A 25,384-nucleotide genomic window follows, 5' to 3' on the forward strand; every position below is an offset into this window, starting at 1 on the left:
GCTTCACCTCTTTTCAGCATTTTCCCCTTTATAGCATTTTTTAAACCGTCTCTTCTTCAAACGAACTGATCAAAGGAAGCAAGACACTAACCTTCGTACCTTTGCCAATCTTGCTTGTATACTCTACTTTGCCGCCCATTGATTCGATGATACGAATGGATACCATCGTTCCTAACCCAGTTCCTTGCTGCTTTGTTGAAAAAAACAGAGAGCCGATACGGGACAGCTGTTCTTTAGTCATCCCTTTTCCTGTATCTCTCACGATAATCTTCACTTGTTCACCGTCAGGGATTAGCTTTATAGATACACGCCCCTCTTTCGGAGTTGCCTCAACAGCATTCTTTAAGATATTGATCAGTGCCTGTTTTAACTGATTACGGTCTGTCATGATCATCGCATCTGATTCAATCAAATGAGTAAGCGTTATACCATCTTTTAAAGCATATGGATTCAACAAAATACTTAGTTCCGTTACTAATTCAGCTATTGAAAAAGTTTCGATCTTTTTAAACTCCGGTTTAGCGAAGTTCAAGTAATCACTTATAATACTTTCTGCTCTGCTTAATTCACTTAAAATTAATGGATAGTAATGTTTATGCCGTTCATCCTCACCTTCCATAAGCTGAAGAAAACCTTTTACTACAGTCAATGGGTTACGGACTTCATGTGCAATAGAAGCCGCCAGTTCCCCCAATGTATGCTGTTTCTCAGAACGCCGAATCTCATCTTTCATTAAGTTTCTCTCTATGACAGCCTCATTTAAGATAGAGCCAAAAACAACAGCTAAAATTTGAATAATACCGAAAACAGCTATGTATAAATAAATATCTTGGTTAACCTGTAGAACATCATCATTCATGTACAGGTAGCTTAAAAGAATCAATAACTGTACAATAGCTGGCCATAACCCAGCTATGATGGACATGTAAATTCTTTTTCGCGGAGGAAATCTCCAGAAATATTTATAAAGAATAAAAGGAACCGTACATGCTACCGCTGCACTTATGTAACCTAGGTAAAGCGTGTCTCCGCCCATTACTGTTCTGGTTGCTAAAAGAGCAGTGAGCGTAATAATCCCTGAGATCGGCCCGCCGTAAAAAATAGAAAGCACTAGAGGAACATAGCGCAAATCCCAAAATAACCCCGAATCAAAATAGGCAAAATACATGCAGAGTGAAGCAGATGCACCATATAGAATACCTAAAAAATAAGGGGATTTTCCTATCTTTCTGCTTTCGAACAAAAAGCTATAGCTAAGTACTGGTGCAATAACAATCAATACATGCAAAAGCAGCTTTTCAATGATCATTTTCTACTCCCTGGTCAAAATGGCTTGTGTACTATAATTACGACAAAAAAAGGGAGATTCCTGCAAGAATCGCCCTGATAATATGACAAAAGCATCGTTTCCATAAGACAAAAGTTTTAATTTCAATAGCACTAAGCTTCTTGTTTCAACTGACTGTTATATAAAGAATGGTAAAACCCTTTATGATTTAACAATTCCTCATGAGTTCCTTTTTCCAGGATGCCGCCATCATGAAGAACTAGAATCTGATCAGCTTGCTGAATCGTATTTAATCGATGGGCAATAACAAAGCTGGTTCTGCCCTTCATCAATCTCTGCAAAGCTTCTTGAATCTTCATCTCCGTTATCGTGTCGATACTGCTGGTCGCCTCATCTAATATCAAAAGGGAAGGGTCTGCCAAAATGGCACGCGCTATGGATAACAGCTGTTTCTGCCCTTGGCTGATTCCGCTTCCTTCCTGATTTAAAATCGTCTTGTAACCCTTTGGAAGCTTTTGAATAAATGAATGGGCATTTGCAAGTCTTGCAGCTTTAATGACTTCTTCATCGGAAGCATCTAGCCTTCCATAACGGATGTTTTCGAAGATAGAACCTTCAAACAAGAAAGAGTCTTGCAGCACAAAAGCCATATGACTTCTTAGACTGCTTCTTTTTACGTTCTTAATATCATGACCATCGATTAAGATCTGCCCTTGATCTGCATCATAAAAGCGTGACAGCAGATTCACAACGGTTGTCTTTCCTGCTCCTGTAGGTCCCACTAGTGCGACCGTTTCACCTTCTTTTACCGAAAAACTAAGACCCGATACAGTTTGGTCGTCACCTTCATACGAAAATGAAACATCTTTGAATTCCACTTTTCCTTTAACGGATGAAAGTTCGATCGCATCTTCTTCATCTCTTTCTTCTCTCGACTCATCTAAAATTTCAAATACTCTCTCCGCACCGGCAACAGCAGAAAGGAGTGTATTAAACTGATTGGCCAGATCATTTAATGGTCTCGTGAATTGTCTTGAATACTCCACAAAGATTACGATAACCCCGATCGAAACTTTGCCGTTCAATGCCAGCACACCGCCGACACCCGCTATTAATGCAAAGCTGCCGTTATTCAGTACGTTCATGAGCTTTGGAATAAACCCTGAGAAAGTTTGTGCCCAATAGCCAGATTCTTTCAGACGTTCATTTTTTACCATGAATTCTTCTATAACTCTCTTTTCCTGCGAAAAAGATTTAACAATACGCTGGCCAGAGGTGATTTCTTCTATATAACCGTTGATTTCACCAAGGTTTCTTTGCTGTTCTTTAAACCTTGCACCCGTTCTTTTCGTGATCCATTTCAGTCCAAAGACCATAAGCGGTACGATGGAAAGAGAAATAATAGTCAGCAGCGGACTTAAATAGATCATGACAGCAATCGTACCTACAAGCGTCAGAATACTAGAGAACACTTGGATAAAAGAACTGTTCAGCGTGGAACTGACATTCTCAATATCGTTGGTTACTCGGCTCATCAGTTCCCCGTGCTGCCTTTTATCAAAAAAGGAAATCGAAAGTCTGTGAAACTGCTCAAACAGATCGTTGCGCATGCGATACACCGTCTGCTGAGCAATTCCGATCATCCAATAGTTCTGAAGCCAGATCGACAATGAGTGTCCAATAAAGACAAAGATCAGGCCGATTAACAGCTTCGTAAGACCTTCTGCATTTTCCTTAACGATATAGGAATCGATCGCGATCCCGATCAGAAATGGACCAAGCAAGCTTAATGCGGAACTGATGATGACCATGAGCAAAACCAAGCTTAATAGCCATTTTTGATTCGAAAAATAGCTTCCGATACGTTTTACCGTACTAGCCCAATTTTTCGGTTTTACTTTTTCTCCGAACAAATGATTATGTGGATGAGGTCTGTTTGAACCCTTTGACATGCTGGAAACCCTCCTCCCCAAACTGTGATTGTACGATCTTCACGTACAGCGGCGATGTTTCAAGAAGCTCGGTGTGCGTTCCCCAAGCTTCTGCTCGGCCATCATCCAATAGCAAGATGTGGTCGGCTTCCATCGCCGTACTGATTTTTTGTGTAATGATAAATGTTGTGCAGGAATATTTCCTTAAAGCTTTTAAAAGCTTTGCTTCTGTTTTCAGATCCAGTGCACTCGTACTGTCATCAAGCATTAATATTTTCGGTTTTCTAACTAATGCACGCGCTATGGACAAACGCTGTTTTTGACCACCAGAAAGGTTCACACCCCGCTGTCCGACCCGTGTTTCATATTGATCCGGCAGTTTCTCAACTGTCTCATGTATTTGTGCATCTTTTGCCGCCTGAACGCTCTCCTCTTCAGGCGCTCCTTCTTTGCCCCAGCCGATATTCTCAAGTACCGAGCCAGTAAATAAAACAGCTTCCTGAGGAACAACCCCTATTCCTTTTCGAAGATTGTCAATGGGATACGCCTTTACGTTTCTGCCATCGACAAGTACTTCCCCGTCTGTTACATCATATAATCGCGGGATGAGCTGAAATAGTGATGTTTTACCTGATCCTGTCGAGCCAAGAATCGCTAACGTCTCGCCAGCTTTTACTGAAAAAGAAAGATTCTGCAATACGAATGCATCGCTCTCTGGATATTTAAAAGAAACATCCTTAAACTCAACATGGCCTTTTTGAAGATTTATCGATTGATCCGTTCCTTCTGCTTCAATAAGATCGATCTCTGTATCTAGCACCTCTCCTATACGCTGAGCGGAAGCCTTTGCGCGGGAAAACGCCATGATAATAAATGAGATAATTGTTAAAACAGATGAGATCCGAAAAGAATAGTTCACAATCGCGACCACTTCACCTACTTCGATCGCACCTAGATTCACCTGCCTGCTACCAAACCAAAGAATAGCTAGAATTCCGATATTCATAACCAAGAGCAAAACAGGAATAGAAACTTCAATAAGACGCAGTGATGATACCGTCTGAACTTTAAGATCATCACTTGCTTTCTCAAATCGTGATGATTCATAATCTCTTCGTAAAAAGGCTTTGATCAGCCGCATCCCCATCAGATTTTCACGCATTACACGGTTCACACCATCAAGTCTGTCCTGGACATCTCGAAACATCGTCCCTGCAGTTTGAAGCACCCATCTTAAGAAAAAAAGCAGAAAAGGAAGTGCTACTACCAATACCATCGCAAGCTTCCAATTGACGATGAGCGACATAATTACCCCGCCTGCCAAAAGCAATGGTGCTCTTAACATAATCCTTAAGCTCATAAAAACTGTATTCTGAAGCTGTGTGACATCATGAGTCATCCTTGTAATCAATGAAGATGCCGGAAATTTATTAAAATTAACGAACGAAAAAGCCTGAACCTTTTCAAAAACACGTCGCCTGATATCAAACCCGTAACTCTGACTGACATGCGCAGAGAAAAAGGAATTTGCGATCCCAGCAGCAAAAGCAGCAAGAGCAAGCCCGAACATCACCGCACCCCAGTACTTCACAACATCTAGATCACCTTTCAAAATTCCATCATCAATGATCTTAGCCATGATTAAAGGTTGCATAAGCTCTACTGCCAGTTCAGAAAGCGTCAGGAATAGAGCAGCCGCTATCGCCACCCGGTAAGTCTTTAAATAAGAAAATACTTTCCACATAGATTTATCCCCCGTACTCCCTAGATGTTTAACGAACTTAACAATCTACTATTATTCTATCCTTTTTCTTGAAAATATTTAACTATTTCGACTTCTTATCCTATTTTTTTGCTAAAGAAAAAACCCGCTATAGAAGCTTAGCGAGTTTTTTCAGTATCATCTTCATGTCCGTTCACTTCAATATCCGCTTCTTTCGGCCACGTTTTCACATGGTCAGTTTCCAAGATTCCCATCGTCACATCGCCAATGTCAGGATCTTCTAACAGTGTATCCCGCACGCGGAACTTGATATCATCAGCATCTGCCAATGTAAATCCTTCTTTTAGTTCGATATAGCTCTCAACATGATATCTTCTTCCCTCTTGAAGAATTCTTAGTTCCTTAATATCCACTACATCTTTATCAGAAAGAATCGTTTCAGCAATTCTGTCCTCTACTACCTTTGGTGCTGCAACACCAATCAGACCTCTTGTGTTTTCAATACCGAGTTTGAACGCGACCACCACAAGAAGAATACCGATCAACAGTGTCCCGATTCCATCCAGAATATAAGCACCTGTCAGGTCTGCAAGAAGGATTGAAATAAGTGCTAATAAAGCACCCGAAGTTGCAATCAGATCTTCATAAAAAACAAGACGTGTCGGTGGTGCAGCCAAGCTTACATTCTTAAATGACTCTTTCACTATCCCTAGACCTGTTGCTTCGCTTCTTGTCTCATGCACGATCTCTTTCATCGCCTTGATCAAAATAAAACCGTCGACTAAAATGGCTAAAATCATAATTCCGATGTTCAGCAATAAATTTGTTGAAGGATGCGGGTCTTGTATCAGCTTCCATCCCTTTAAAATAGTTTCATAAGCCATGATCGAAACAACAATTACAGCGACTAAAACGAATAAGTTCACAACACGGCCAAATCCCGCTGGGTATTTATCAGTAGGTTCTTTTTCCGAAAGGGCACTTCCGAAAAAAACAAACGCCTGGTTCAAAGCATCTGCTGCCGAGTGAAGTGTCGTCGCAAACATCGCGCCACTTCCACTGACTGCGGCTGCAATACCTTTAGCTATAGCGAGTACCGTGTTTCCTAATGCGGCAATTCCGGACGATTTGTTTCCTTTTTTAAGTAGTTCAATCAAAGGTCTGCCTCCACTCCTGTTATATGTCTTTTTATAAGAATTCCTGAAAATACAAGAATTTAAACTTAAACCACATAAAAAAACGGGCCGTAAAAAACACCGCCCGTCGTAAGAGTAACTATTATGAAACTTTTTCTTCTTTATCTCCCTTTGATTCCTTATATCCGCCTTCCCAATACTCAGCATTCTTTATACCGAGCTTGGTGGAATCAAACACCGGATCAAGTCCCGCTTTCTTTTGTTCCTCATAATCTTTCAGAACGCGCAGAGCTGGCTTAGCCAAAATCAAGATGGCGATTAAGTTCAGCCAAACCATGATCCCAAGACCAACATCTCCAAGAGCCCAAGCTAAGTCTGCAGCTTTTACTGCTCCATAATAAGTAGTGCCTAAAAGAACTAGCTTTAAGATAATCATCGGTACTTTGTTGCTGCGTCCGCGAACAAGATAGGCAATGTTAGTTTCCGCAATATAGTAGTATGCCATGATCGTAGTAAATGCAAAGAAGAATAATGATACCGCGACAAAACCTGCACCGAAACCTGGAATAACGGATTCAATGGCATTCTGAGTAAACGCCGGTCCTGCTTCAACACCAGGCAGATTTTGCACTAAGAAAGATTTGTCACCTTCATTTTGTACATTGTACATGCCTGTAAAAAGAATCATAAAGGCTGTTGCTGAACAAACCAGCCAAGTATCAATGTAGACAGAGAATGCCTGAACAAGACCTTGTTTCGCCGGATGGGATACTTCAGCTGCAGCCGCAGGGTGAGGTCCTGTACCTTGACCCGCTTCATTGGAATAAATTCCTCGCTTAACTCCCCACGAGATTGCTGCCCCTACAATACCGCCGAACGCGGAATCCATCGCAAAAGCACTTTTGAAAATAAGTGCAAATACTGCAGGAATCTCGCCAATATTTGCTGCGATGATAATTAATGAAACCAATACATATCCGATCGCCATAAAAGGAACGACGAATTGTGCAACATTCGCGATACGTTTAACCCCGCCAAAAATGATGGCGCCAATTAATAGAACAAGAAGAACTCCAGTAATTTTCGTGTCTAAATTAAATGCGTTCTCAAGACCTGCCGCGATAGAGTTTGATTGGATGCCTGGCATCAATAAACTCATTGCCGCTAAAGCCGAAATAGCAAAGATGATGCCGTACCACTTCCAGCCAATACCTTTTTCAATATAATAGGCTGGTCCACCGCGATACTCACCTTCTTGCTTCTCTTTATATACTTGAGCAAGTGTTGATTCAATGAACGCACTCGCTGCCCCGATAAAGGCAATCATCCACATCCAAAAGACAGCACCAGGTCCACCAAATCCGATAGCAGTAGCCGTACCCGCGATATTACCTGTACCTACACGACCAGAAAGGGAAATGGCCAAAGCTTGGAAAGAAGATACCCCGGCTTTTGAACTCTTACCTTCAAACATAAGTTTGATCATTTCTTTGAAGTGCCTTACTTGCAAGAATCTCGTTAAAATAGAAAATAATAGCCCGACACCTAAACAAAAATAAATCATCGGCTGACTCCAAAGGATCCCTACAGCCTCTCCTACAAATGTTTCAAAGTTGGTCTGAATTGTTGCTAAGAACTCTTTCATCTTTACCCCCTTAAATATTTTACTGAAAATTTACTCTATTTGTAATTATAAGATAAATCGTATATGATTACAAATTGTGACAAGTTTATCACTTAGGTATTTTCTATTATGAGATGAAATGAAATGAGAATACAAGATAAAATTCTTTCCAGTATGGACATTTGTATCTTTAGTAGCGTACAAGTTACTAGTTGAATCCCAATAACAGCCATTTCTATAGTAGAATGTAATTGAAAATGTGCACATACAAAAAACCAGCTGTCCTGTTCAGCTGGTTTTGATCTTATTAAATGTACTTTTTACTGTGACTTATTTACGATAGTCTTTAATTTTGATTTCCGGATAATTTGATTAATCACCTCAGAAAATACGAGTCCTATCGCAATCGACCCTGATATCATAAAAGCTTTTGCTGCCAAATTAATAGCGAGATTGTAATCATTCTGCACGAAGTTTCTCATCGCATTGTAGGCAATACCCCCTGGAACAAGCGGTATAATTCCTGCAACACTATATATGATGACAGGAGTTTTATACTTTTTAGCAAAATATTGCGAGGCGATCGCTATGGAAAAAGCTGCGATCACTGTCGCCAGCACCATATCCACCCCGTTAGCTTCTAAGAGAAAATAAAAAATCCAGCCGACCATTCCGACAAGCCCACAATGAAATAATGAGCGTTTCGGTCCATTAAAAATAATAACAAAAGCCGCCGACGCGATAAAACTTGTGATTAGCTGTTCAATAATCGTCATCGTGAACGCTCCTTTCTAAAAGAATGAAAATGTGACGGCGATTCCCGCGCCTATAGCAAACGCAGTTAAGAAGGCGTCTGCACCTTTTGCAAGTCCGGATATGAGATGACCAGCCATCAAGTCGCGCACTGCATTTGTGATCAATAGACCGGGAACGAGCGGCATCACTGATCCAATTATGATCTTATCCAGCTCACCGCCAATTCCAGTTGAAACAAAAAAGAGCGCCTGCAAGCCTATTAGCAGCGAAGCGGAAAATTCCGAGAAAAATTTAATCGGTACGAGCTGATGAAAATATAATAATGAAAGGAATCCTAGCCCTCCCGTTACGAATGCCGGAAAAAAGTCCCCCCAGCTTCCTTGGAACATGATTAAAAAACAGCCAGATGAAATAGCAGCTGCTAGAACATGGACCCAAAGCGAATAAGGAGAACCAGATTCACTGATTTTCTTCAATTCTTTATAAGCTTCCTCGATCGTGTACTCGCCCGCACTTATTTTACGAGAGATTCCGTTGACACTCGCTACTTTTTCTAAGTCGGTTGTCCGTTCAATAATCCGAATCAGCTTTGTTTTCGTAGGTTCGTTCCCTTCAACTGAAAAAAGTATACCTGTCGGCGTTACATAGGGGTGAGATTGATGGGCACCAAAAGAAGCTGCAATGCGCATCATCGTATCCTCGACCCGATACGTTTCCGCTCCGCTTTGCAGCATAATTTTACCCGCCAGCAAACAAACCGCCATTATGTCATATGTTTCTTGTCTTTCCATCTCCATTAAGCATACTCTCCAATTTCTTACTTACATTCATTCTGCCCAAAATCGAACAATTAATATTTTTACAGTTTAACTGATTGGAGTATAGAGGGCAATGGAGTTGAACAAGTTTGCAAATGTTACTAGAATAAATTTAGTAGTGTGATTTACCATACACATCAAATAGATAACTAAATGGATCTTTTTGTTCAGATTTCTTTCTTATAAAACCACCTTTTTCATGCAACGAGATCGGGAATGATGACAATATTATTATCATGCCGCACAAGAAAATCAAACTCATGATACCTGCTAAAATTACCATGATTTATTCCTCCTTTTTCTTTATAAGCAGAGGATAATTTATGAAACGCGTTTCAAAGCAAGAAAAACTTTGTATAAAAGAAGGTCCGAGTATGGCAAATATAAAAGATATCGCAAAAATGGCCGGAGTGTCAGTGACCACCGTTTCTCGAGTCATCAACAACTATCCATATGTCAGTGCTGAAAAAGCGGAAGCTGTGAGACAGGCGATGGAGAAATGCAACTACCAGCGGAATATAAACGCTGTGCATTTAAGCAAAGGAAAAACCTTTTTAGTCGGAGTTGTCGTTCCCTTCTCAAACCATCCCTATTTCGGGTTGCTTATTGAAGGAATAGCAAATGCAGCATTAAAGAACAACTACAAACTCGTTTTGATCCAAACGAATTATGAGGAACAAAAAGAGATCGAAGCTTTGACCATGTTAAAAGATAAGCAAATCGATGCGCTAATTATCTGTTCGAGGATATGCGATTGGAGTGCTATCGGGGATTTTACACAGTACGGGCCGATTGTGCTCTGTGAGGATGCGAGAGAGAGAAACGTTTCTTGTACGTTTGTGGATCATTATAAAAGTTTTTCTGCAGCTCTAAATTATCTTCATCAAAAGGGACATTCGCGGATCGGTTATTGTATCGGAAGGCAATCTGGAACGAACAGTGAACAAAGAGACGCAGCTTATAAAGATTTTTTAAAGGAAAACTCCTTGTGCTACAATCCCTGTTTCATATTTTCAGGGTGTTTCAATTTTGAAGACGGAGAGAAGGTTGTAACTGATTTGGTGCAGATGAAGGATCGGCCCACCGCTCTCCTCGTTACGAGTGACCAGGTTGCGGCAGGAATCTTAACTTGCTGCAAAGAACAGGGTATCTTTATCCCTGAAGACTTAGCGATCATGGGGTTCGATAACCAGCCAATCTCAAAAGTCATGCATATTACGACACTGGAAATACCGCTTGTAGAAGTCGGAAGGAAGCTATTTCATCAAGCTATGGATGGAGAGCTCGTTTCACATGAAGAGATCGCTGTAAAATTGATTGAGCGGGAGACGGTTTAGGAGAAGGGCTAACTCAAATTAGTTGGGTTAGTTCTTTTTGGTTCGTTTTACGGTACGTGTTTTTATATTTATTACACGTTCGCTCAATCTATCCCGAGTTTCGCTCCAAATCCTTGTCGAACCGCCCCTAACATGCTGTTTTTCGCTCAAGATGCTTGTCGAACCACCCTTAACGTGCGGGTTTTCGCTCAAACTGCCTGCTACAGCGTTCTCCAGCCGGCGTTTTTCCTCCCAAAACATGTCTAAAACACTATAATGAAAGCCGCTAATTAAAAAAAGAGACCCAAAAGGACAATATCACTCTTGGGTCAATCAATTTTTATTAATTTATTTGTACTTTTATTGGTTCTAGGTTAATTCTTTCATCTTTACTCAGATTACCAAACGGCAGCATTAAGGAATACTCATCAATATTAAAATTCTTCACTTTATCCAGGTTAAATGTTGTTCGGAAGTGATCTTTTTCTAGCTCTTTGCTTTTATTAATAACAATAAAAGATCCAGGACTGTCTGATAAAAGATCATATTGCGGCTTCAGGTCATCCGTTTTGATAACTTTAGAAGTTTGAATTAAATTAATGCCATCAGCAAACTGTTTGTACCAATCTTCTTTTATTTTCTCTTTATTACTACTCACAATCTCGTAATCAATAACCAGCTCGTTCCCCTTCTTTTCGATATTTCGGACAACTGCCTTAAATACACCGTTCAGACTACTGACTTCATAAGGAAATGACTGATTTAATGGTTCTATTATAGGCATTTCGTCTCTTACCACCTCAGGATAAACCATTAAATATTCAGCATCATCTTCTATCTTTCCTAACTGAGTTTCTCTCTGTTTTTTTATTAATAATTCATTTTGAACAATTGTGGCTCGTCCAGCACCCCGAACCTCCACTCTTCTGCCTTTATCGTCTAATACGTTTATATTTACGCTTTCCTCCACTCCATCAACAGGATGTGAAGTCATGATATCTAGCGTCGCCGTTGCCTTTCCAACCGATAGCGACCTTAATTCAATTTTATGTGCACCGTCTTTTGATGCTCCAAATGCATTTAATTCTATTTTTTTCGTAGGAAGCTGAATTACCGGAATATCAAATTTCCATGTACCTTTTTTGTTGGCCATAAGGTTAAACGTTAATGGCAACGTATAATTCTTCGGCAATTCTTTCCCTGACAATTCAAATTCCAGCGCAGCAACATAACTTCCGTCTTTTACTTTTTGAAGTTCGGTCCTCGTGCCTGGAAGCTGTTCTTGATCACTTCCCGCTAACGAATAACCCGTTTCAGGGCTGCGTTCTTTATCCATGGCCTCTAAAGAAAGGTCTTCACCCTCAGCTTTAATCGTTACTCCAATAACATTCCCATCATAAAAAGCACTTGTTACCGTAACATCGACCCCGTTACTTGAAGCTTTCTCGTTAATTTCTGTTACTAGATTACTTGCAGCCAGCTCTTTTCCGATTTCAAGATTGAGCTGTCCATAGAGCTTTCCGATCAGTGGGACATCAGCTAACACTGTATTTACCGGAGAAAAAACAAATCCTGAAGCTAGCACAACTGATGCTGCTGTTCCTGTGACCCATGCGGACAACTTCATTCCAGATTTCATTTTATTTCTGCGTTTTATTTTTCTGCCTGCATTCATCCCTTTTTGAATGGCAGTCATGATTTCATCTCTCGGCAATTCTTCTTCATGTTTTCTATCAAACCATTCTTTGTCCATATGATCCCGCTCCTTCCAGTAAACCTTTTAGTTCCGTCTTCGCTCTATGAAGATAAGTTTTTATAGTCCCCTCTGGTTTCTGCATCTTTTCGGCAATCATTTTTATTGAAAGATCATGAAAATAGAATAAGATAATCACCGTTTGATAGTTTTGGTCCAAAGTTGAAATGGCATTAGTCAGGTCCAGATCCTCTTCAGGGCTGTGACTCGTATTCTCAGTTAGGCTATGTATAAACGCCTCGCCCGTCAGGACTGTTTTCTTCTTTTTTTGAAGCACCTCATAAGCTGTGCGAATTAAAATTTTCACAAGCCACGTACTGAAATATTTAGGTTCTTTTAATTTATGAATTCCTACAAAAGCTCTGCAGACTGTTTCCTGCAGGACATCGAGCGCATCTTCCTTGTTCCGCACATAAAGATAAGCCGTTCTGTATAACTTGTCACTTTCACATTTAATCAGCTGTTCAAATGCATCTTCGTTTCCTTTTATCGCTTTTGTTACCGTTTTTATATTTAGCAAGTCCGTGCCTCCTTTCACCCATTAGAGGAACTGTTCACGGGAAAAGTTTCAAATTTATTCTAAAGCGGTTATTCCTTATAAGAATCGGTTAATCCTGCATGTTGTAAATGGCAAGTTTACGGTACGTGTTCTTTTATTTATTACGCGTTCGCTCAAACAAGCCCGAGTTTCGCTCCAAATCCTTGTCGAACCGCCCCTAACATACTGATTTTCGCTCAAGATGCTTGTCGAACCACCCTTAACCTACTGAATTTCGCTCAGGGTGTCAGATTTTCGTAGTCAGAAACACGATAAAAAAGCTCAACAGGTAACATTCAACCTGTTGAGCCTTGTTTTTTATCTAATAGCCTGCTTTTTCTCTTAAATTCTGTAATCATCCGCTTTCCAATTGTTAATCGCTTGTTTAATTTCTTTTGGTTTCATGTTTTCTGCAGCAGCTTTTTCCGCTAATCCTGGAAACTCGTTGTCTGGTGCGAAACGCAATGCCACGATCTGTCCAGGTGTCAGCTTCGCGTCTAACAATTTACCTGTTAACACGTAATAACGCAGGTTCTCTTCAGCACGAATGGCGCGATCTTGCGCTTTCAATGGATATAAACGCAGCAGAGCAAAAGTAACCGCCAGACTCAGCGACATCACTACAAGTACAACGCCTAAAAAAGTATCCTCCGCATTAAACAGATAAACGATACTTGCAATCAGTCCCCCAACCACCAGCAAACTTAACACATAATGATAAATCGGGTGCATGCGTGCATGATTTTTAAAGTTTTGTGTCTCCATCTTTTCTCCTCTTTCTTTATGAGATTACTCCCACTTAAACGTAAAACTTGCGGCAATAAACGCTCCAACGAGCCAGCAGCCTAGAATGACCGCTTCCATTCCAAGGTTCATGAATGAAGCACCGACGTTCATCGTTTCACGCAGTGCATGACTGAGATGGGCAATCGGCAGAATCTGTACGATCGGCTGCAGAAACTCAGGCATATCTTTTATCGGGAAAAACACACCGCCTAAGAACAGCATCGGAAAGGAAAGGAATCCAGCGATCGGCCCCGCACTCTCGGGAGTCTTCGCAATCCCTGCAATAATAAAACCGATCGCCATGAACGCTAATGTTCCAAGTGTTACAAACGCGATTACCGTCAACCATGAGCCGCGAACCTCAATCCCAAAGACAGCCCAGGCCACCCCAAGCACAATCATCGCCTGCAAACCATTCAGCATGAAGCGAGCAGTAATCTGCGCCGCAATAAAAGTGGATGCCTTCAACGTTGTTCCTTGCATTCTTCGCAAAATTCCGCGCTCACGCCATGAGGAAATCTGACCGGCCACACCGTTCATGTTGTTGCTCATGATCATCATCGCCACGATTCCAGGTACAAGGAAGTCTATGTAACGGAGGTTTAGGGCTTCAACACCTTTAGAATCAGTCACAACAGCTGGCTTGTAATCTACCTGCTTTTTACTGATCGTATCTACCGCATTGTTCACGAGCTGCAGTCCAACTTGTGAAACCGTTAGATTCGTCTCATTATAATAGACTGGCAGTTTGAACGGCTCGGCATTCCCGCCTGCACCCACACTCTTGCCATAACCTTCAGGAATGGTAACAACAAGCTGCAGATCACCGTCTTTCAGCTGTTGTAACATATCCTTTTCATCCGAACTTTTCTCGATCGAAATTGCTTTGTTCTTCTTCAGTTCCTCTACTAAAACCTTGGATTGCTCACTTTTGTCTTGATCAACTACGGCTACAGTCAAAGAAATGCCATTGCCGTTTCCTAAGAACGACCCGAGCATAATCATTAGAAAAATCGGGAAAGCGAGCGTCCAGAATAAGACTTGCCGGTTTCGAAGGAAAATCCGGAGCTGGGCTAAAGTCAGTTGATAATAGGCTCTCATCCTTCTCTTAACCTTCTTCCTGTCATATGAATAAATACATCTTCAAGCGTTGCTGTTCTTGTTTGCAGATCTACCAGCTTCAGTTCTTTCTCAGATGCTGTAGCTATTAAGCTAGTAAGCGTTTTTTGCAGGTCATCTGTGTACAGGATATGTACATCCTTCTGGCTTCCCACTTGTTTAACGGCTTCAATCTCTTCTAGCACCACATCCGCTTCTTCATCAAAACGAAACTCGACGGCACTGTCAGATTGCAGATTCTTCACGAGCTCACCCGGCGTATCGAGCGCAATTAGCTTTCCTTGATCCATTATGGCGATCCGGTCACACAGGACATGCGCTTCATCCATGTAATGAGTCGTAAGTACGACCGTTTTGCCACGGTCTTTCAACCGCAGAATAATATCCCACAGCGTCCGTCGGGCTTGCGGATCCAAACCTGTTGTCGGTTCATCCAAAAAGATAATCTGCGGATCATGAACGAGTGCCAGTGCAATCGCAAGACGCTGCTTCTGGCCTCCAGACAATCCCTTTATCCTGCTGTCCTTTTTTTCAGTCAAAAGCATATCCTCAATCAGATCTGGAATTGATATATGATCACGATAAAAACTGCCGTACAGATGAAGAATTTCTTCTACCGTCAAAAGTTCAAAAAGTGTTGTCGATTGAAGCTGCACCCCGATGACTTCCTTCACTTTATCGAGCTCACGGGTGATATCAAACCCGCCAACCATTGCTGTGCCATCATCTGGTTTACGAAGCCCGACCAGCATCTCTAGCGTCGTTGTTTTTCCAGCACCATTCGGACCAAGAAGACCGAACACTTCACCTTTATGTACGGAGAACTCACTGCCATCTACTGCAGTAAAATCTCCATATCGTTTAACCAATCCCTGCACTTTAATAATTTCTTGCAAAGACTCCATTTTCCACACTCCAAACCTTTATCACTGCTTTTTGTTTTTGCTGCAGCCAAACATACCTTCAAATCTTGACCATACTTGTTTTAAAGCATCCATCCACTCGCATGCGCTATCTATCGAATCTGGTTTTATCGAGTAATACCTGTAACGCCCCTCTTTCCTTTGCGTTACAAGACCTGCATTCTCTAAAACTTTTAAATGCTTTGAGATCGCAGGCAGCGACATATCAAAAGGCTCTGCTAACTCCTGGACACTCCTTTCTCCCTTTGACAGCTGCTCGATAATACTTCTTCTTGTTGGATCGGATAAAACAGAAAACACATCATTCAAATTATCAGCATTATATTTAACCATTTGGTTAAGTATAGAGCGCCGCAATAGAATTTGTCAATTTATTCCGGTACTAGCTATAGGTGTATTCCATTTTCACAGTAGCAGTAATTTTATTTTCTCCAGGCTGAATCGGCGTTCCAGCTCCTTGTGCCAGCGTTGCGGCTTGAAACAGTACTGGAGTTGGCGGCAAAGGCTGGGACAGTTCCTGAACGACGATCGGAACTGGCTGGAGTGTAAATTGCATTGTCCGCGCCATGGACACTGCCTTTTGCTGCGCGTTTTGAATAGCTGCAGTTAAAGCTTGATTATAAAAAGCCTCTGGATTCGATACAGAAAACTGAATAGACGAAACAGAATTAGCTCCGCTTGCGACAGCTTGATCGATCACCTGTCCAGTTTTGGTAATATCTTTTATTGTTACTTGAAGCTGATGTTCCACACGATATCCGCGAAATGTCTGCTGACCGTTTTCATAATTATATTGCGGTTCAATGCGGTAAGAAGAAGTTTGAATATCTTGCTGAGGAATGCCTAATGACATCAATGCGTTAATAACAGCTGATGTTTTAGCAGCATTTTCTTGTTGTGCTGCACTTAGGTTCATGTTCTCGGTAATGACCCCGATGGTTATCATCGCCTGATCAGGTACTGCTGAAACGGAACCTTCGCCAGAGACGGTTAATCGATTGATTTTTGTCTCTTCATTTGTCTGCCTAAACCCCATATTCTGATACCCCGGATAGCTGTAATACATTGCAAAGCTCCTTTCACAATCTATTCCATAAAAACTATGCAATGGCGGTTGATAAAAGAAGGATAAAGAAAAAAGCACTTGCCACGATAGTGACAAATGCTATTTAAAAGGAAACGCTCCAACGGAATGTCCATTTCGGCCAGTTGTCGTTTCGGCTTGAGATAAAGAATTAAGTATAGCTTCCTCCGTTGCTTCTGCAGCAGCCGTGAAAAGTTCGTTCATCACAGGTAGATCTTCTCGGAGCTGAGTGCGGACTTCAGTTTCTTTTTCATGAAAATGAGGAATTTTATGTGCCGTGGAAAAAGCAATCACAATATCCCCGCTGCCGTTTCCAAAGTGGCTGCCTGTTCGGCCGAGTCCAATTCCGCAACGTTTTGCCACTCTCAAAAGCTGTCTGTCGCTTAACGGAGCATCTGTCGCGAGTACAATCATAATGGAGCCATCACTGGTTTCCGATATCCCCTCTGACTCATCAACTTTTAAATGAGAGTATTTAAATTCTTCCCTCTTGCCAAAATTACTGAGTACAAGACAGCCTAACGAGAATTCAGATACGGTGCGCGAAGAGGTTCCTATTCCGCCTTTATAACCAAAGCAGATCATTCCTTTTCCAGCGCCGATCGCCCCTTCTACCACAGCTTCATCCGTTGCCTTAGTAATAGCCTCAACTGCGTGCTCCGCTTTTACAGGAAAGTGCCGGATCGAATTCAGATAGCTATCATTGCATTCTCCAACCACAACGTTCACCGTTCCCGTCGTGTCGCCAATCTCAGGGTTTTGCTCCAACATGTACTCCAGCGTTCCTTGCGTAACAGCCGGCACCCCAAACGTGTTGGTCAGCATGATAGGAGACTCCAAAACTCCCAGCTCATTCAGCTGAACAAGGCCCGCCGTTTTCCCGAATCCATTCATTACATAGCTGGCAGCTGTTACTTTTTCTTGAAACAGGTTGCCTTCGTGCGGCAAGATTGCCGTTACACCTGTGCATGCGTAATCGTTATCATTTATCGGATAGTCCAGCGTGAAATGACCGACCCTCACGCCTTCTACATCTGTGATGCAGTTTTTCTTCCCTGGAGAAAGAGTTCCCACAAGTATTCCTCTGTCTCGAACCTTCATTACTTACACCCCTGGTTTTTATTTTGGAAGATAGTTTAAGAAGTTTCGATGCGCAAATCCTTTTACTTCGTCTTCTGAATAATGTTTTAACAGTTCATTAATCAAGTTTTGTGTTTTAGAAGCGTCCTCTAGATCCACGATGTGTGAAGCAATTCCGTCAAAATCAGAGCCGAGACCAATCTGTTTCACACCCCCAAGTCCGCAGAAATGATCGATATGCTTGATCAAATCTGAAATACTTGATGGACCTTCACTTTTTGTAAAAGGAGGGTTATAAACAACATGAACAACTCCGCCTTTTTGGAACATTTCTTTTGCCATATCATCCGTAAGGTTGCGCGGATGCTCACACAAAGCACGAGAATTAGAATGACTTGCTAATGGATATTTCGCGATCTCCATCACGTCCCAGAACGCCCGGTCACATAAGTGAGACACGTCAGTCAAGATTTTATGCTGGTTATTAAACCGTACGATTTCTTTTCCGAATAAGGTCAGCCCTGCTCCGCGCGGTTCTTGTGCCCCGTCGGCTGCAAGGTTCGCATGATTCCACGTAAGCCCGATCAGACGAACGCCAAGCTGATAAAGAATGTTCAGCTTTGTCAGGTCATCACCGATCGCTTCCACACCTTCAAGCGTCAGCACCGCACCGATCTCACCATCTTTTACAGCGGCAAGCTCACTCCAATCCTTTACATGCTTCATCTCTGGATTTTTACCGAGTACTTCACTATAAAAGTAATTAATTTGGTCTAAAGCAGCCTGGAACTTTTGATCAGAGGGAATGAAAGGTTCTACGAAAATTGCAAAAAACTGAACCTTTACTTTTCCTTTTTGAAGCCGCGCCTTATTTGTTGAAAGCTCAGGGGCATCGGCATATTGCAAATCCCCCTTTGTTTCCCAGAGTTTTAGTAATGCGTCACAATGTAAGTCAATAACATTCATGTGTAATCCCACCGTTCATTTGAATATTTATTTCATCATTATAAGGTTAAGGACCGTTAAATATAATCCCTAACGAGCAAAAGAATACGTTTAGTTGAAAATTGTTTTTGTTATAATGTAAAGTATACTTTAGTTTACATATAAGGAAAGGCTTGATACGGGATGGAGAATAGTTCTTCTAATTTTATTAAAACAATCATCCAAAGCGATCTGGAATCCGGAAAGCACAAGAAAGTTATTACACGTTTCCCTCCAGAACCTAACGGATATCTTCATATTGGACATGCAAAATCGATCGTCATCAACTTCGGACTAGCTGATGAGTTCGGCGGGGAAACAAACCTGCGTTTTGATGATACGAACCCATTAAAAGAAGACCAGGAATACGTTGATGCTATCAAGAAAGATGTTGAATGGCTAGGTTTCGAATGGGAAAACCTTCGTTTTGCTTCCGATTACTTTGAAGAAATGTACACGCGTGCTGTTCTTTTAATCAAAAAAGGTAAAGCATACGTAGATGATCTCAACGCTGATGAAATCCGCGAATACCGCGGAACACTTACTGAGCCTGGTAAAGAAAGTCCTTACCGCAACCGTTCAGTTGAAGAGAACTTGGATCTTTTAGAGCGCATGCGTAAAGGCGAGTTCGAAAACGGTCAGAAGGTTCTTCGTGCGAAAATCGATATGAGCTCGCCAAACATTAACTTGCGCGACCCGGTTATTTACCGCGTATCTCATGCTACTCACCATAACACGGGTGATACTTGGTGCATCTATCCGATGTATGCCTTCGCTCATCCGATCGAAGATGCGATTGAAGGCGTGACTCACTCTCTTTGTACAACAGAGTTTGAAGACCAGCGCCCACTCTACAACTGGGTAGTAGAAGAGTGTGAAATGGAAAGCAAGCCTCAGCAAATCGAGTTCGGCCGCTTAGGTCTGATCAATACAGTAATGAGCAAGCGTAAGCTAAAACAGCTTGTAGATGAAGGCTATGTGGACGGTTGGGATGATCCGCGCATGCCGACGATCTCTGGGTTGCGCCGAAAAGGCTACACACCTGAATCTATCGTTGAATTTGTAAAAGCCGTTGGTGTATCAAAAGGTTCTGGTGCTGCGGATACAGCGATGCTTGAACACTTCATTCGTGAAGATCTTAAAGTAAAAGCACCTCGTACGATGGGTATCGTTGATCCGCTTAAAGTGGTTATTACAAACTACCCTGAGGGACAGGTTGAAATGCTGGATGCAGAGATCAATCCTGAGAACGAAGAAATGGGAACACGCCAGATTCCGTTCTCTCGTGAAATCTATATCGAGCGCGAAGACTTTATGGAGGATCCTCCGAAAAAGTACTTCCGTCTCTTCCCTGGCAACGAAGTACGCTTAAAGCATGCATACTTCATTAAATGCGAAGATTTCATAAAAGATGAAGACGGCAACGTGGTTGAGCTTCATTGTACGTATGATGTTGAAACGAAATCAGGCACTGGTTTCACTGGGCGCAAAGTAAAAGGAACACTTCACTGGGTTGAAGCTACACAAGCTGTTCCAGCGGAGTTCCGTTTATATGAGCCATTAATTCTGGATGCTGACATGGAAAACGAAGAAGACAGCGAAGGCAAAACATTCTTGGATTACGTGAACAAAGATTCTCTTATCGTAAAACAAGGGTTCATCGAAGCAAACATGAAGGACGCAAAGCCTCATGACAAGTTCCAGTTCTTCCGCCACGGCTACTTCAACGTAGATCCAAAGCATACAACAGCAGATAAAATCGTATTTAATCAAATTGTTTCATTGAAGAGTTCGTTTAAGCTATAAAAAGTATAAGGCTGACACTAGAAGGCGATTAATTTGCTTTCTGATGTCAGCCTTTTTTTGTTTAACTAATACTTCATCTTTTCAATAGGAACAGTGACTAATTCAATATTTTTAAGACTGTCTTTACAATCTGTTAATACAAAGATAAATTCATCTTGTTTATTTTGTTTTTCTATCCCATCGCATTTGTATTCCTCAACAAACTTTTTATCAACAGTTTGATGTACTTTTAAGCTATCGCCGTCATAGGTAATTTTCTCAACAGACCTTTGCCCTTCAATACCATATTTTATAAAAGTTAGCTTAGATTCTGTTTGATCTTGAACATCCTTAAAAAAAGAATTGAAACCCATCGGATTTTTAAATTCACCATTTTTATCTTCAACTCGTATTGCTCCAAGATTTTCGCAGCCCGAAAAGAAAATAGCACCTGCTAATAAAACAAATCCAAAAAGTTTCATGAACTTCTCCTTTACTTGCTTTTGGGAGGTCTCTCCCCATATTGCAGCTCTCGAATACTCAATCCAAAATCCATTTCCAAATGCGGATAATCTTTAAAACCAACCCAATCTCCGCCCCACTCGAAGCCTAATTCTTTCCCGATACGTACAACTTCCAGCCAGTCTGATTTTCCATTCTTATTATCATCACGCTCCAAGTCCCACACGACTGTTCCGTCTTTTAACTGAAGTGCAAAATCTATGGCCAAACCATAATTATGGTACGACTCTCCGCCTTCTACATGTGTAACAACCGTTCCTTCCGTACTTCTCCCGCGGGCATAAAGTTCATCCTGTTCTTCCGCTGAACGGAAATCATCCGTTATCACAATCGCAATGCCTTTTTTGGCCGCTCTCTGGATCAGCTGGTCTCTTTTTTCTGCAACGATCGGGTGGATCTCCGTTGGCATCGGAACATTCTTTTTTCTCATCTCATCTATGATTAAAAAAACTAGAAACCCTAATAATGACACAAATACTACTCTTGTTATCCATTTCACTGAAGCAAATCCCCCCAGAATCTAGCATTCTATTTTCATTCTAACGTATGTGCACTGGAAATGTTTCACTATACTCTATTCTATGAAATGAAGGCATAAAAAAAGACCAGGTATAATCCCAGTCTATGAAAAAATATTATTTATCTTTTGAAGCAAGTGCTTGTGCAAGATTAGATTTAATAGAAACCTTATCAAAAGACAAACCAAGCTGAGTAGCCGTTAAAGCAATTTCCGGTCTGATTCCGGAAATTGTTGATCTGACACCAATAAGGCCAAGTGTCTCTATTAAAGAGAAAATTTGCTGTGCAACCATCGTATCAATAATGAGAACACCAGATAAATCAATTAATAGATGAGAAATATCTTTTTCCGTACATTGCTCCAGAGTATTCTCTACGATTAGCTTTGCCCTTGCTGTATCAATCACACCAATCAACGGAAGAAGTCCCATATGATTATTGAGCGCAATAACCGGAGAGCTTAATTCATTGATCATCTCCTGCTGCGCTTTTAATTTCTCTTCACTGTATTTTTGGTTTTCTTCAACGAACCAAGTAACGATTTTATTAAAGGTATTGATGATAACGTCATTCCAAGAATTAATAACATCTTGAGAATATTCACCTTCATGAAAATTCACAAACTCTTTAACGAAACCAAGATACTGCCTCTGAACGTTAAAGAATTCATTCATGATTACGGTCACAGGTGTATTTAAGTGCTCATCGTCCTTAGCAATCATCACTACCCATGGTTCAAAGTCTTTTAGAAACTCTGATTCCTCTTTAACAAAAACCTCACAAAAATGCAGATGAAACTCATGATTCTGCTTTTTTAATGTTCTTATGGTTTCAGGATTTGAAGAAGCATAGACTCCTGTGGCTTTGCTTTTATCGATAGAAGCATACCATTCTTCAGTCATTTGCCATGTTTTTTCAATTAAAAAAGAATGCAGTGCCTTATCTCTATGCATTACTTTTACACGCTCCCCATTTACCATATTCTCTCTATCATATATTGGATTTCCTGTCTTTACAATTTATAGGATTACTAATCTTCATCCTTTGCATCCCAGTCTTCTGGAATCGGTTCACTCAAATATTCTTCCACCATCTTCTTATACTTTTCAAGCTGTTCAAAATGTGTATTGAACTGCTCCTTGTTGATCAGATGCTGACTCCCGTCAAAAATGGTACGAATTTTGTTTTGCTGAACCAAACTTTCAACGGCCGCTTCAGGCATAGATAAATACTCTGCTGTTTCTTTTATTGTCATGTACATAATTGTTATCTTCCCTTGTTTAACATTTGTTTAACCTAAGATTACAACATGAAGGCAATCCTTTCAATATACCTGATTAGTGAAAAAGATCATTCCAAATCTATTGGAATGATCTTCGTTTCATTAACAGTTGATTACTTATGATCAATGCAAAAATCAACAGTATCGCATCCACAAATCCGTATGCTAAATCATAACTGCCTATGTGGAATAGAAAGCTTCCTAGTAACGGTCCAATCGACATCCCCATATAGCGAAAAAAATTATATGCGCCGATTGCAGTCGCCCGATTCGTTTGGAATTCCTGTGTAAGCAATGCAGTCTGCACAGGCAGTGACATTCCCAAAAACAATCCAAATAAGCTGATCGAAACAATTAACATACTAAGTGAAACATCTGATACGAGGATGAAGAACAACAGTGACAGGACATTAAGGAATGCAGTGCCTACAACGACTTTTCTTTCGTCAAAGTTTCGCAGCTTTCCGCCAAAGAAACTTCCTGCAACAATTCCCAGTGATAGCGGAAGAAAGACAAGTCCTTTTTGTTCAACAGATAAGCCATAACGCTCACTCATAATTCCCGGTAAGAATACCAGAAAGTTATACAGCGCGTAATATTGGATAAAACCGATTCCGATAACTGAAAATCCAATTCGATTTTTTAGAATATTAATAAAATCCGTGAACTTAAAGTTTTGTTTCTTACTTACTTGAGGCTTCGTTTCTTTTAAATAAACGATGTTACCACCGAGAACAATTAAGCCAACACATAATAAAGCCACAAAAATGATATGAAAATCAAATGAACCGCTTAAGAATCCACCAGCCACAGGACCGAGGACCGGACCAAGCGATACCATCATCTGAAAGGTTCCCATCGGCTGAATACGGTCTTTTCCTTCAAACAGATCACCTATCACCGTTACTGCTACAACAGAACCTGCTGCAATACCAACCGCTTGCAAAGAACGAAAAACTAACAATGACTCAATTGACCCCGAAAGAAAACAGCCAATCGTTGCGACCAAGTAAATAAAGAGACCCGCGAGCATTACTTTTCGCCGTCCTATAGAATCTGTTAACGGGCCATAAACCATCTGCATGAGCGCTAAGAAAATCGTATAAATGGATATCGAAAAATTAACTAAAAACGAAGAGGTATGAAGTTCTTTTGTCACTTCTGGAATGAGAGGAACATAAATGGTCTGTGAAAAAGGACCAAGGAAAGCGGCAAAAGCGACAAGATAAACCAATAAAGTTCGGTGCTTCAATCTGAAAACTCCTTGCTGTATGAAATAAAAAAGCCTGTGGAAATAGCTCCAGACAGACTTAGACCAATGTTTGAACTCTTAAATTATACACCTGATTAATCTTTTTTAAAAAGGATTAGCATTTTATCCTTTTTTAGTTTACGGTTAATTTCGTTCAAGCTTAAATATCCCTTACATGGAATATATGTCACTCTTTCACAACTAAACATCTAATACCAAAACACCTGACTTTGCGCGTGAGACACACGTTAAGATCCTTGATTGACTTTGTTTTTGTTCTTCGCTCAAAAAAGAATCACAGTGTGCGATTTCGCCTTCTACAACCTGGAGTTCACATGTACCGCACCTGCCGACCCTGCATGAATATGGTGCTTGAATCCCTTTGTTCAGGAGTGCTTCAAGCAAAGTCTGATCCTTCGCAACTTTAACAAGAGTTCCATCTTTTAATTGAACATGAAAGGGTTGCATATCTTTAGGTTGTGGCGGAGTAAACCTTTCCATATGTACAGCAGATAGTGGATAGCCTAGTTGATACGCTGACTCAGTAAGGTCCGATATAAATGAGTCAGGACCACAAAAATAAACGTGAGTTCCGATAGGGTGTTCTTCTAAGGAAGATGCACTAATTCGCTTCCTTTCACTAGAAAAATAGAAACGGCATTGATTTGGATAATGTTCCTGAAGAAAATCATAGAATGCACAAGCTTCCTCCGTTTTAGAAGCATAGTGAAGTTCGAATGAATCCTTTCTGGAATGAAGTTCATTCATCATCGATAAGAAAGGGGTAATTCCGATACCAGCTGCGTAAAAGACATGGTGCTTCGCTTTAAAGCTAAGAGGAAAGTGATTCTTTGGGTAGCTGATATGCAGCTTGTCTCCAACCTTCATACGTTGATGCCAATAACGGGAACCGCCCTTAGAAGTATCGCTTAAACGGACGCCGATTTGATAGTGTTTCGTATGATCAGGACTGCTCGTTAACGAGTATTGTCTGACAAGTAATTCTTCATCCTCAATATATGTTGAAATATGAGCACCCCCGCTAAACTTCGGAAGTGGCTTCCCATCAACAGCAGCAAGAGTAAATCTTTTAACAAATGCAGTCTCGTCCTTAATAGCTTTAATCACAACAGGAATCATTTTTTCTTTATACAAAGCATCCACT

General features: G+C 41.0%; 25 protein-coding genes. 2 read left to right on the forward strand and 23 right to left on the reverse strand.

Translation table 11 applies throughout. The features are described 5' to 3' along the window. Positions 1 to 40 precede the first annotated feature (40 nt). The 8 genes from EV282_RS17315 to EV282_RS20400 form a co-directional block, all read right to left on the reverse strand. Positions 41 to 1,309 carry an ATP-binding protein gene (locus EV282_RS17315; protein ID WP_130297149.1) on the reverse strand — a complete coding sequence of 423 codons (1,269 nt, stop codon included), beginning with the start codon at positions 1,307 to 1,309 and terminating at the stop codon, positions 41 to 43. Between the two features lie 131 nt (positions 1,310 to 1,440). Beyond that, on the reverse strand, positions 1,441 to 3,240 hold the full coding sequence (locus EV282_RS17320; protein WP_130297150.1) for an ABC transporter ATP-binding protein: 1,800 nt from the start codon (positions 3,238 to 3,240) through the stop codon (positions 1,441 to 1,443). Next, positions 3,206 to 4,963 carry an ABC transporter ATP-binding protein gene (locus EV282_RS17325; RefSeq protein ID WP_130297151.1) on the reverse strand — a complete coding sequence of 586 codons (1,758 nt, stop codon included), beginning with the start codon at positions 4,961 to 4,963 and terminating at the stop codon, positions 3,206 to 3,208. Before EV282_RS17325 ends, EV282_RS17320 begins: the two co-directional genes overlap by 35 nt. A 137-nt stretch (positions 4,964 to 5,100) precedes the next feature. Next, entirely contained in the window at positions 5,101 to 6,099 is a 999-nt protein-coding gene (locus tag EV282_RS17330) for a cation diffusion facilitator family transporter (protein WP_226537106.1), read from the reverse strand. Positions 6,100 to 6,220: 121 nt separating this feature from the next. Further along, positions 6,221 to 7,723: an alanine/glycine:cation symporter family protein gene (locus EV282_RS17335; protein ID WP_130297153.1), complete on the reverse strand. Its 1,503-nt coding sequence runs from the start codon at positions 7,721 to 7,723 to the stop codon at positions 6,221 to 6,223. Between the two features lie 299 nt (positions 7,724 to 8,022). Then, a complete protein-coding gene (locus tag EV282_RS17340; protein ID WP_130297154.1) occupies positions 8,023 to 8,478 on the reverse strand; it encodes a threonine/serine exporter family protein in 456 nt (151 codons plus the stop codon). Between the two features lie 15 nt (positions 8,479 to 8,493). Then, positions 8,494 to 9,255: a threonine/serine exporter family protein gene (locus EV282_RS17345; protein WP_077364910.1), complete on the reverse strand. Its 762-nt coding sequence runs from the start codon at positions 9,253 to 9,255 to the stop codon at positions 8,494 to 8,496. A 133-nt stretch (positions 9,256 to 9,388) separates the two neighbouring features. After that, positions 9,389 to 9,559 (reverse strand): hypothetical protein, encoded by a 171-nt coding sequence (locus tag EV282_RS20400; protein ID WP_165389523.1) that lies wholly within the window; start codon positions 9,557 to 9,559, stop codon positions 9,389 to 9,391. A gap of 91 nt (positions 9,560 to 9,650) precedes the next feature. On the opposite strand from EV282_RS20400, the gene EV282_RS17350 reads away from it, so the two are divergent. Continuing rightward, positions 9,651 to 10,613, forward strand: coding sequence for a LacI family DNA-binding transcriptional regulator (locus tag EV282_RS17350; RefSeq protein ID WP_130297272.1), 963 nt, complete (start codon positions 9,651 to 9,653; stop codon positions 10,611 to 10,613). Between the two features lie 322 nt (positions 10,614 to 10,935). Here EV282_RS17350 and EV282_RS17355 read toward each other — a convergent pair whose 3' ends face one another. The 9 genes from EV282_RS17355 to EV282_RS17395 form a co-directional block, all read right to left on the reverse strand. After that, positions 10,936 to 12,345 carry a DUF4179 domain-containing protein gene (locus tag EV282_RS17355; protein ID WP_130297155.1) on the reverse strand — a complete coding sequence of 470 codons (1,410 nt, stop codon included), beginning with the start codon at positions 12,343 to 12,345 and terminating at the stop codon, positions 10,936 to 10,938. Continuing rightward, positions 12,326 to 12,865, reverse strand: coding sequence for a sigma-70 family RNA polymerase sigma factor (locus EV282_RS17360; protein ID WP_130297156.1), 540 nt, complete (start codon positions 12,863 to 12,865; stop codon positions 12,326 to 12,328). Before EV282_RS17360 ends, EV282_RS17355 begins: the two co-directional genes overlap by 20 nt. Positions 12,866 to 13,225: 360 nt before the next feature. Continuing rightward, positions 13,226 to 13,648: a DUF6526 family protein gene (locus EV282_RS17365; protein ID WP_130297157.1), complete on the reverse strand. Its 423-nt coding sequence runs from the start codon at positions 13,646 to 13,648 to the stop codon at positions 13,226 to 13,228. 24 nt (positions 13,649 to 13,672) lie between these two features. Then, positions 13,673 to 14,770 carry an ABC transporter permease gene (locus tag EV282_RS17370; RefSeq protein WP_130297158.1) on the reverse strand — a complete coding sequence of 366 codons (1,098 nt, stop codon included), beginning with the start codon at positions 14,768 to 14,770 and terminating at the stop codon, positions 13,673 to 13,675. Beyond that, entirely contained in the window at positions 14,767 to 15,693 is a 927-nt protein-coding gene (locus EV282_RS17375) for an ABC transporter ATP-binding protein (RefSeq protein ID WP_130297159.1), read from the reverse strand. The genes EV282_RS17370 and EV282_RS17375 overlap by 4 nt, the downstream gene beginning before the upstream one ends. Positions 15,694 to 15,714: 21 nt before the next feature. After that, entirely contained in the window at positions 15,715 to 16,011 is a 297-nt protein-coding gene (locus EV282_RS17380) for an ArsR/SmtB family transcription factor (protein ID WP_226537164.1), read from the reverse strand. 82 nt (positions 16,012 to 16,093) lie between these two features. Next, complete coding sequence (locus tag EV282_RS17385) at positions 16,094 to 16,777, reverse strand: SIMPL domain-containing protein (protein WP_242611939.1); 684 nt, start codon at positions 16,775 to 16,777, stop codon at positions 16,094 to 16,096. 99 nt (positions 16,778 to 16,876) lie between these two features. Continuing rightward, a complete protein-coding gene (locus EV282_RS17390) occupies positions 16,877 to 17,896 on the reverse strand; it encodes a P1 family peptidase (RefSeq protein WP_130297160.1) in 1,020 nt (339 codons plus the stop codon). A gap of 18 nt (positions 17,897 to 17,914) precedes the next feature. Beyond that, positions 17,915 to 18,841 (reverse strand): dipeptidase, encoded by a 927-nt coding sequence (locus EV282_RS17395; protein WP_130297161.1) that lies wholly within the window; start codon positions 18,839 to 18,841, stop codon positions 17,915 to 17,917. 162 nt (positions 18,842 to 19,003) lie between these two features. Between EV282_RS17395 and EV282_RS17400 the strand changes: the two genes are divergently transcribed. Continuing rightward, positions 19,004 to 20,665, forward strand: a complete 1,662-nt coding sequence (locus tag EV282_RS17400; protein WP_130297162.1) for a glutamine--tRNA ligase/YqeY domain fusion protein — start codon at positions 19,004 to 19,006, stop codon at positions 20,663 to 20,665. A 65-nt stretch (positions 20,666 to 20,730) separates the two neighbouring features. Here the strand turns inward: EV282_RS17400 and EV282_RS17405 are convergent, their stop codons facing one another. The 6 genes from EV282_RS17405 to EV282_RS17430 all read right to left on the reverse strand — a co-directional run bounded on the left by EV282_RS17405 (position 20,731) and on the right by EV282_RS17430 (position 25,374). Continuing rightward, complete coding sequence (locus EV282_RS17405; protein WP_130297163.1) at positions 20,731 to 21,126, reverse strand: hypothetical protein; 396 nt, start codon at positions 21,124 to 21,126, stop codon at positions 20,731 to 20,733. 11 nt (positions 21,127 to 21,137) lie between these two features. Next, positions 21,138 to 21,665 (reverse strand): M15 family metallopeptidase, encoded by a 528-nt coding sequence (locus tag EV282_RS17410; RefSeq protein ID WP_278043787.1) that lies wholly within the window; start codon positions 21,663 to 21,665, stop codon positions 21,138 to 21,140. Between the two features lie 136 nt (positions 21,666 to 21,801). Then, positions 21,802 to 22,638, reverse strand: coding sequence for an STAS domain-containing protein (locus tag EV282_RS17415; RefSeq protein WP_130297164.1), 837 nt, complete (start codon positions 22,636 to 22,638; stop codon positions 21,802 to 21,804). 77 nt (positions 22,639 to 22,715) lie between these two features. Continuing rightward, positions 22,716 to 22,946 (reverse strand): excisionase family DNA-binding protein, encoded by a 231-nt coding sequence (locus EV282_RS17420; RefSeq protein WP_130297165.1) that lies wholly within the window; start codon positions 22,944 to 22,946, stop codon positions 22,716 to 22,718. Positions 22,947 to 23,046: 100 nt separating this feature from the next. Continuing rightward, positions 23,047 to 24,219: an MFS transporter gene (locus EV282_RS17425; RefSeq protein WP_207224345.1), complete on the reverse strand. Its 1,173-nt coding sequence runs from the start codon at positions 24,217 to 24,219 to the stop codon at positions 23,047 to 23,049. A 201-nt stretch (positions 24,220 to 24,420) separates the two neighbouring features. Beyond that, the gene (locus tag EV282_RS17430; protein ID WP_278043788.1) at positions 24,421 to 25,374 is read right to left on the reverse strand and encodes a PDR/VanB family oxidoreductase; all 954 of its coding nucleotides are present in this window, start codon (positions 25,372 to 25,374) and stop codon (positions 24,421 to 24,423) included. Between the last annotated feature and the right edge of the window lie 10 nt (positions 25,375 to 25,384).

This window comes from Fictibacillus sp. BK138, from assembly GCF_004216955.1.
In the GTDB taxonomy this organism is placed as follows: Bacteria; Bacillota; Bacilli; order Bacillales; family Fictibacillaceae; genus Fictibacillus.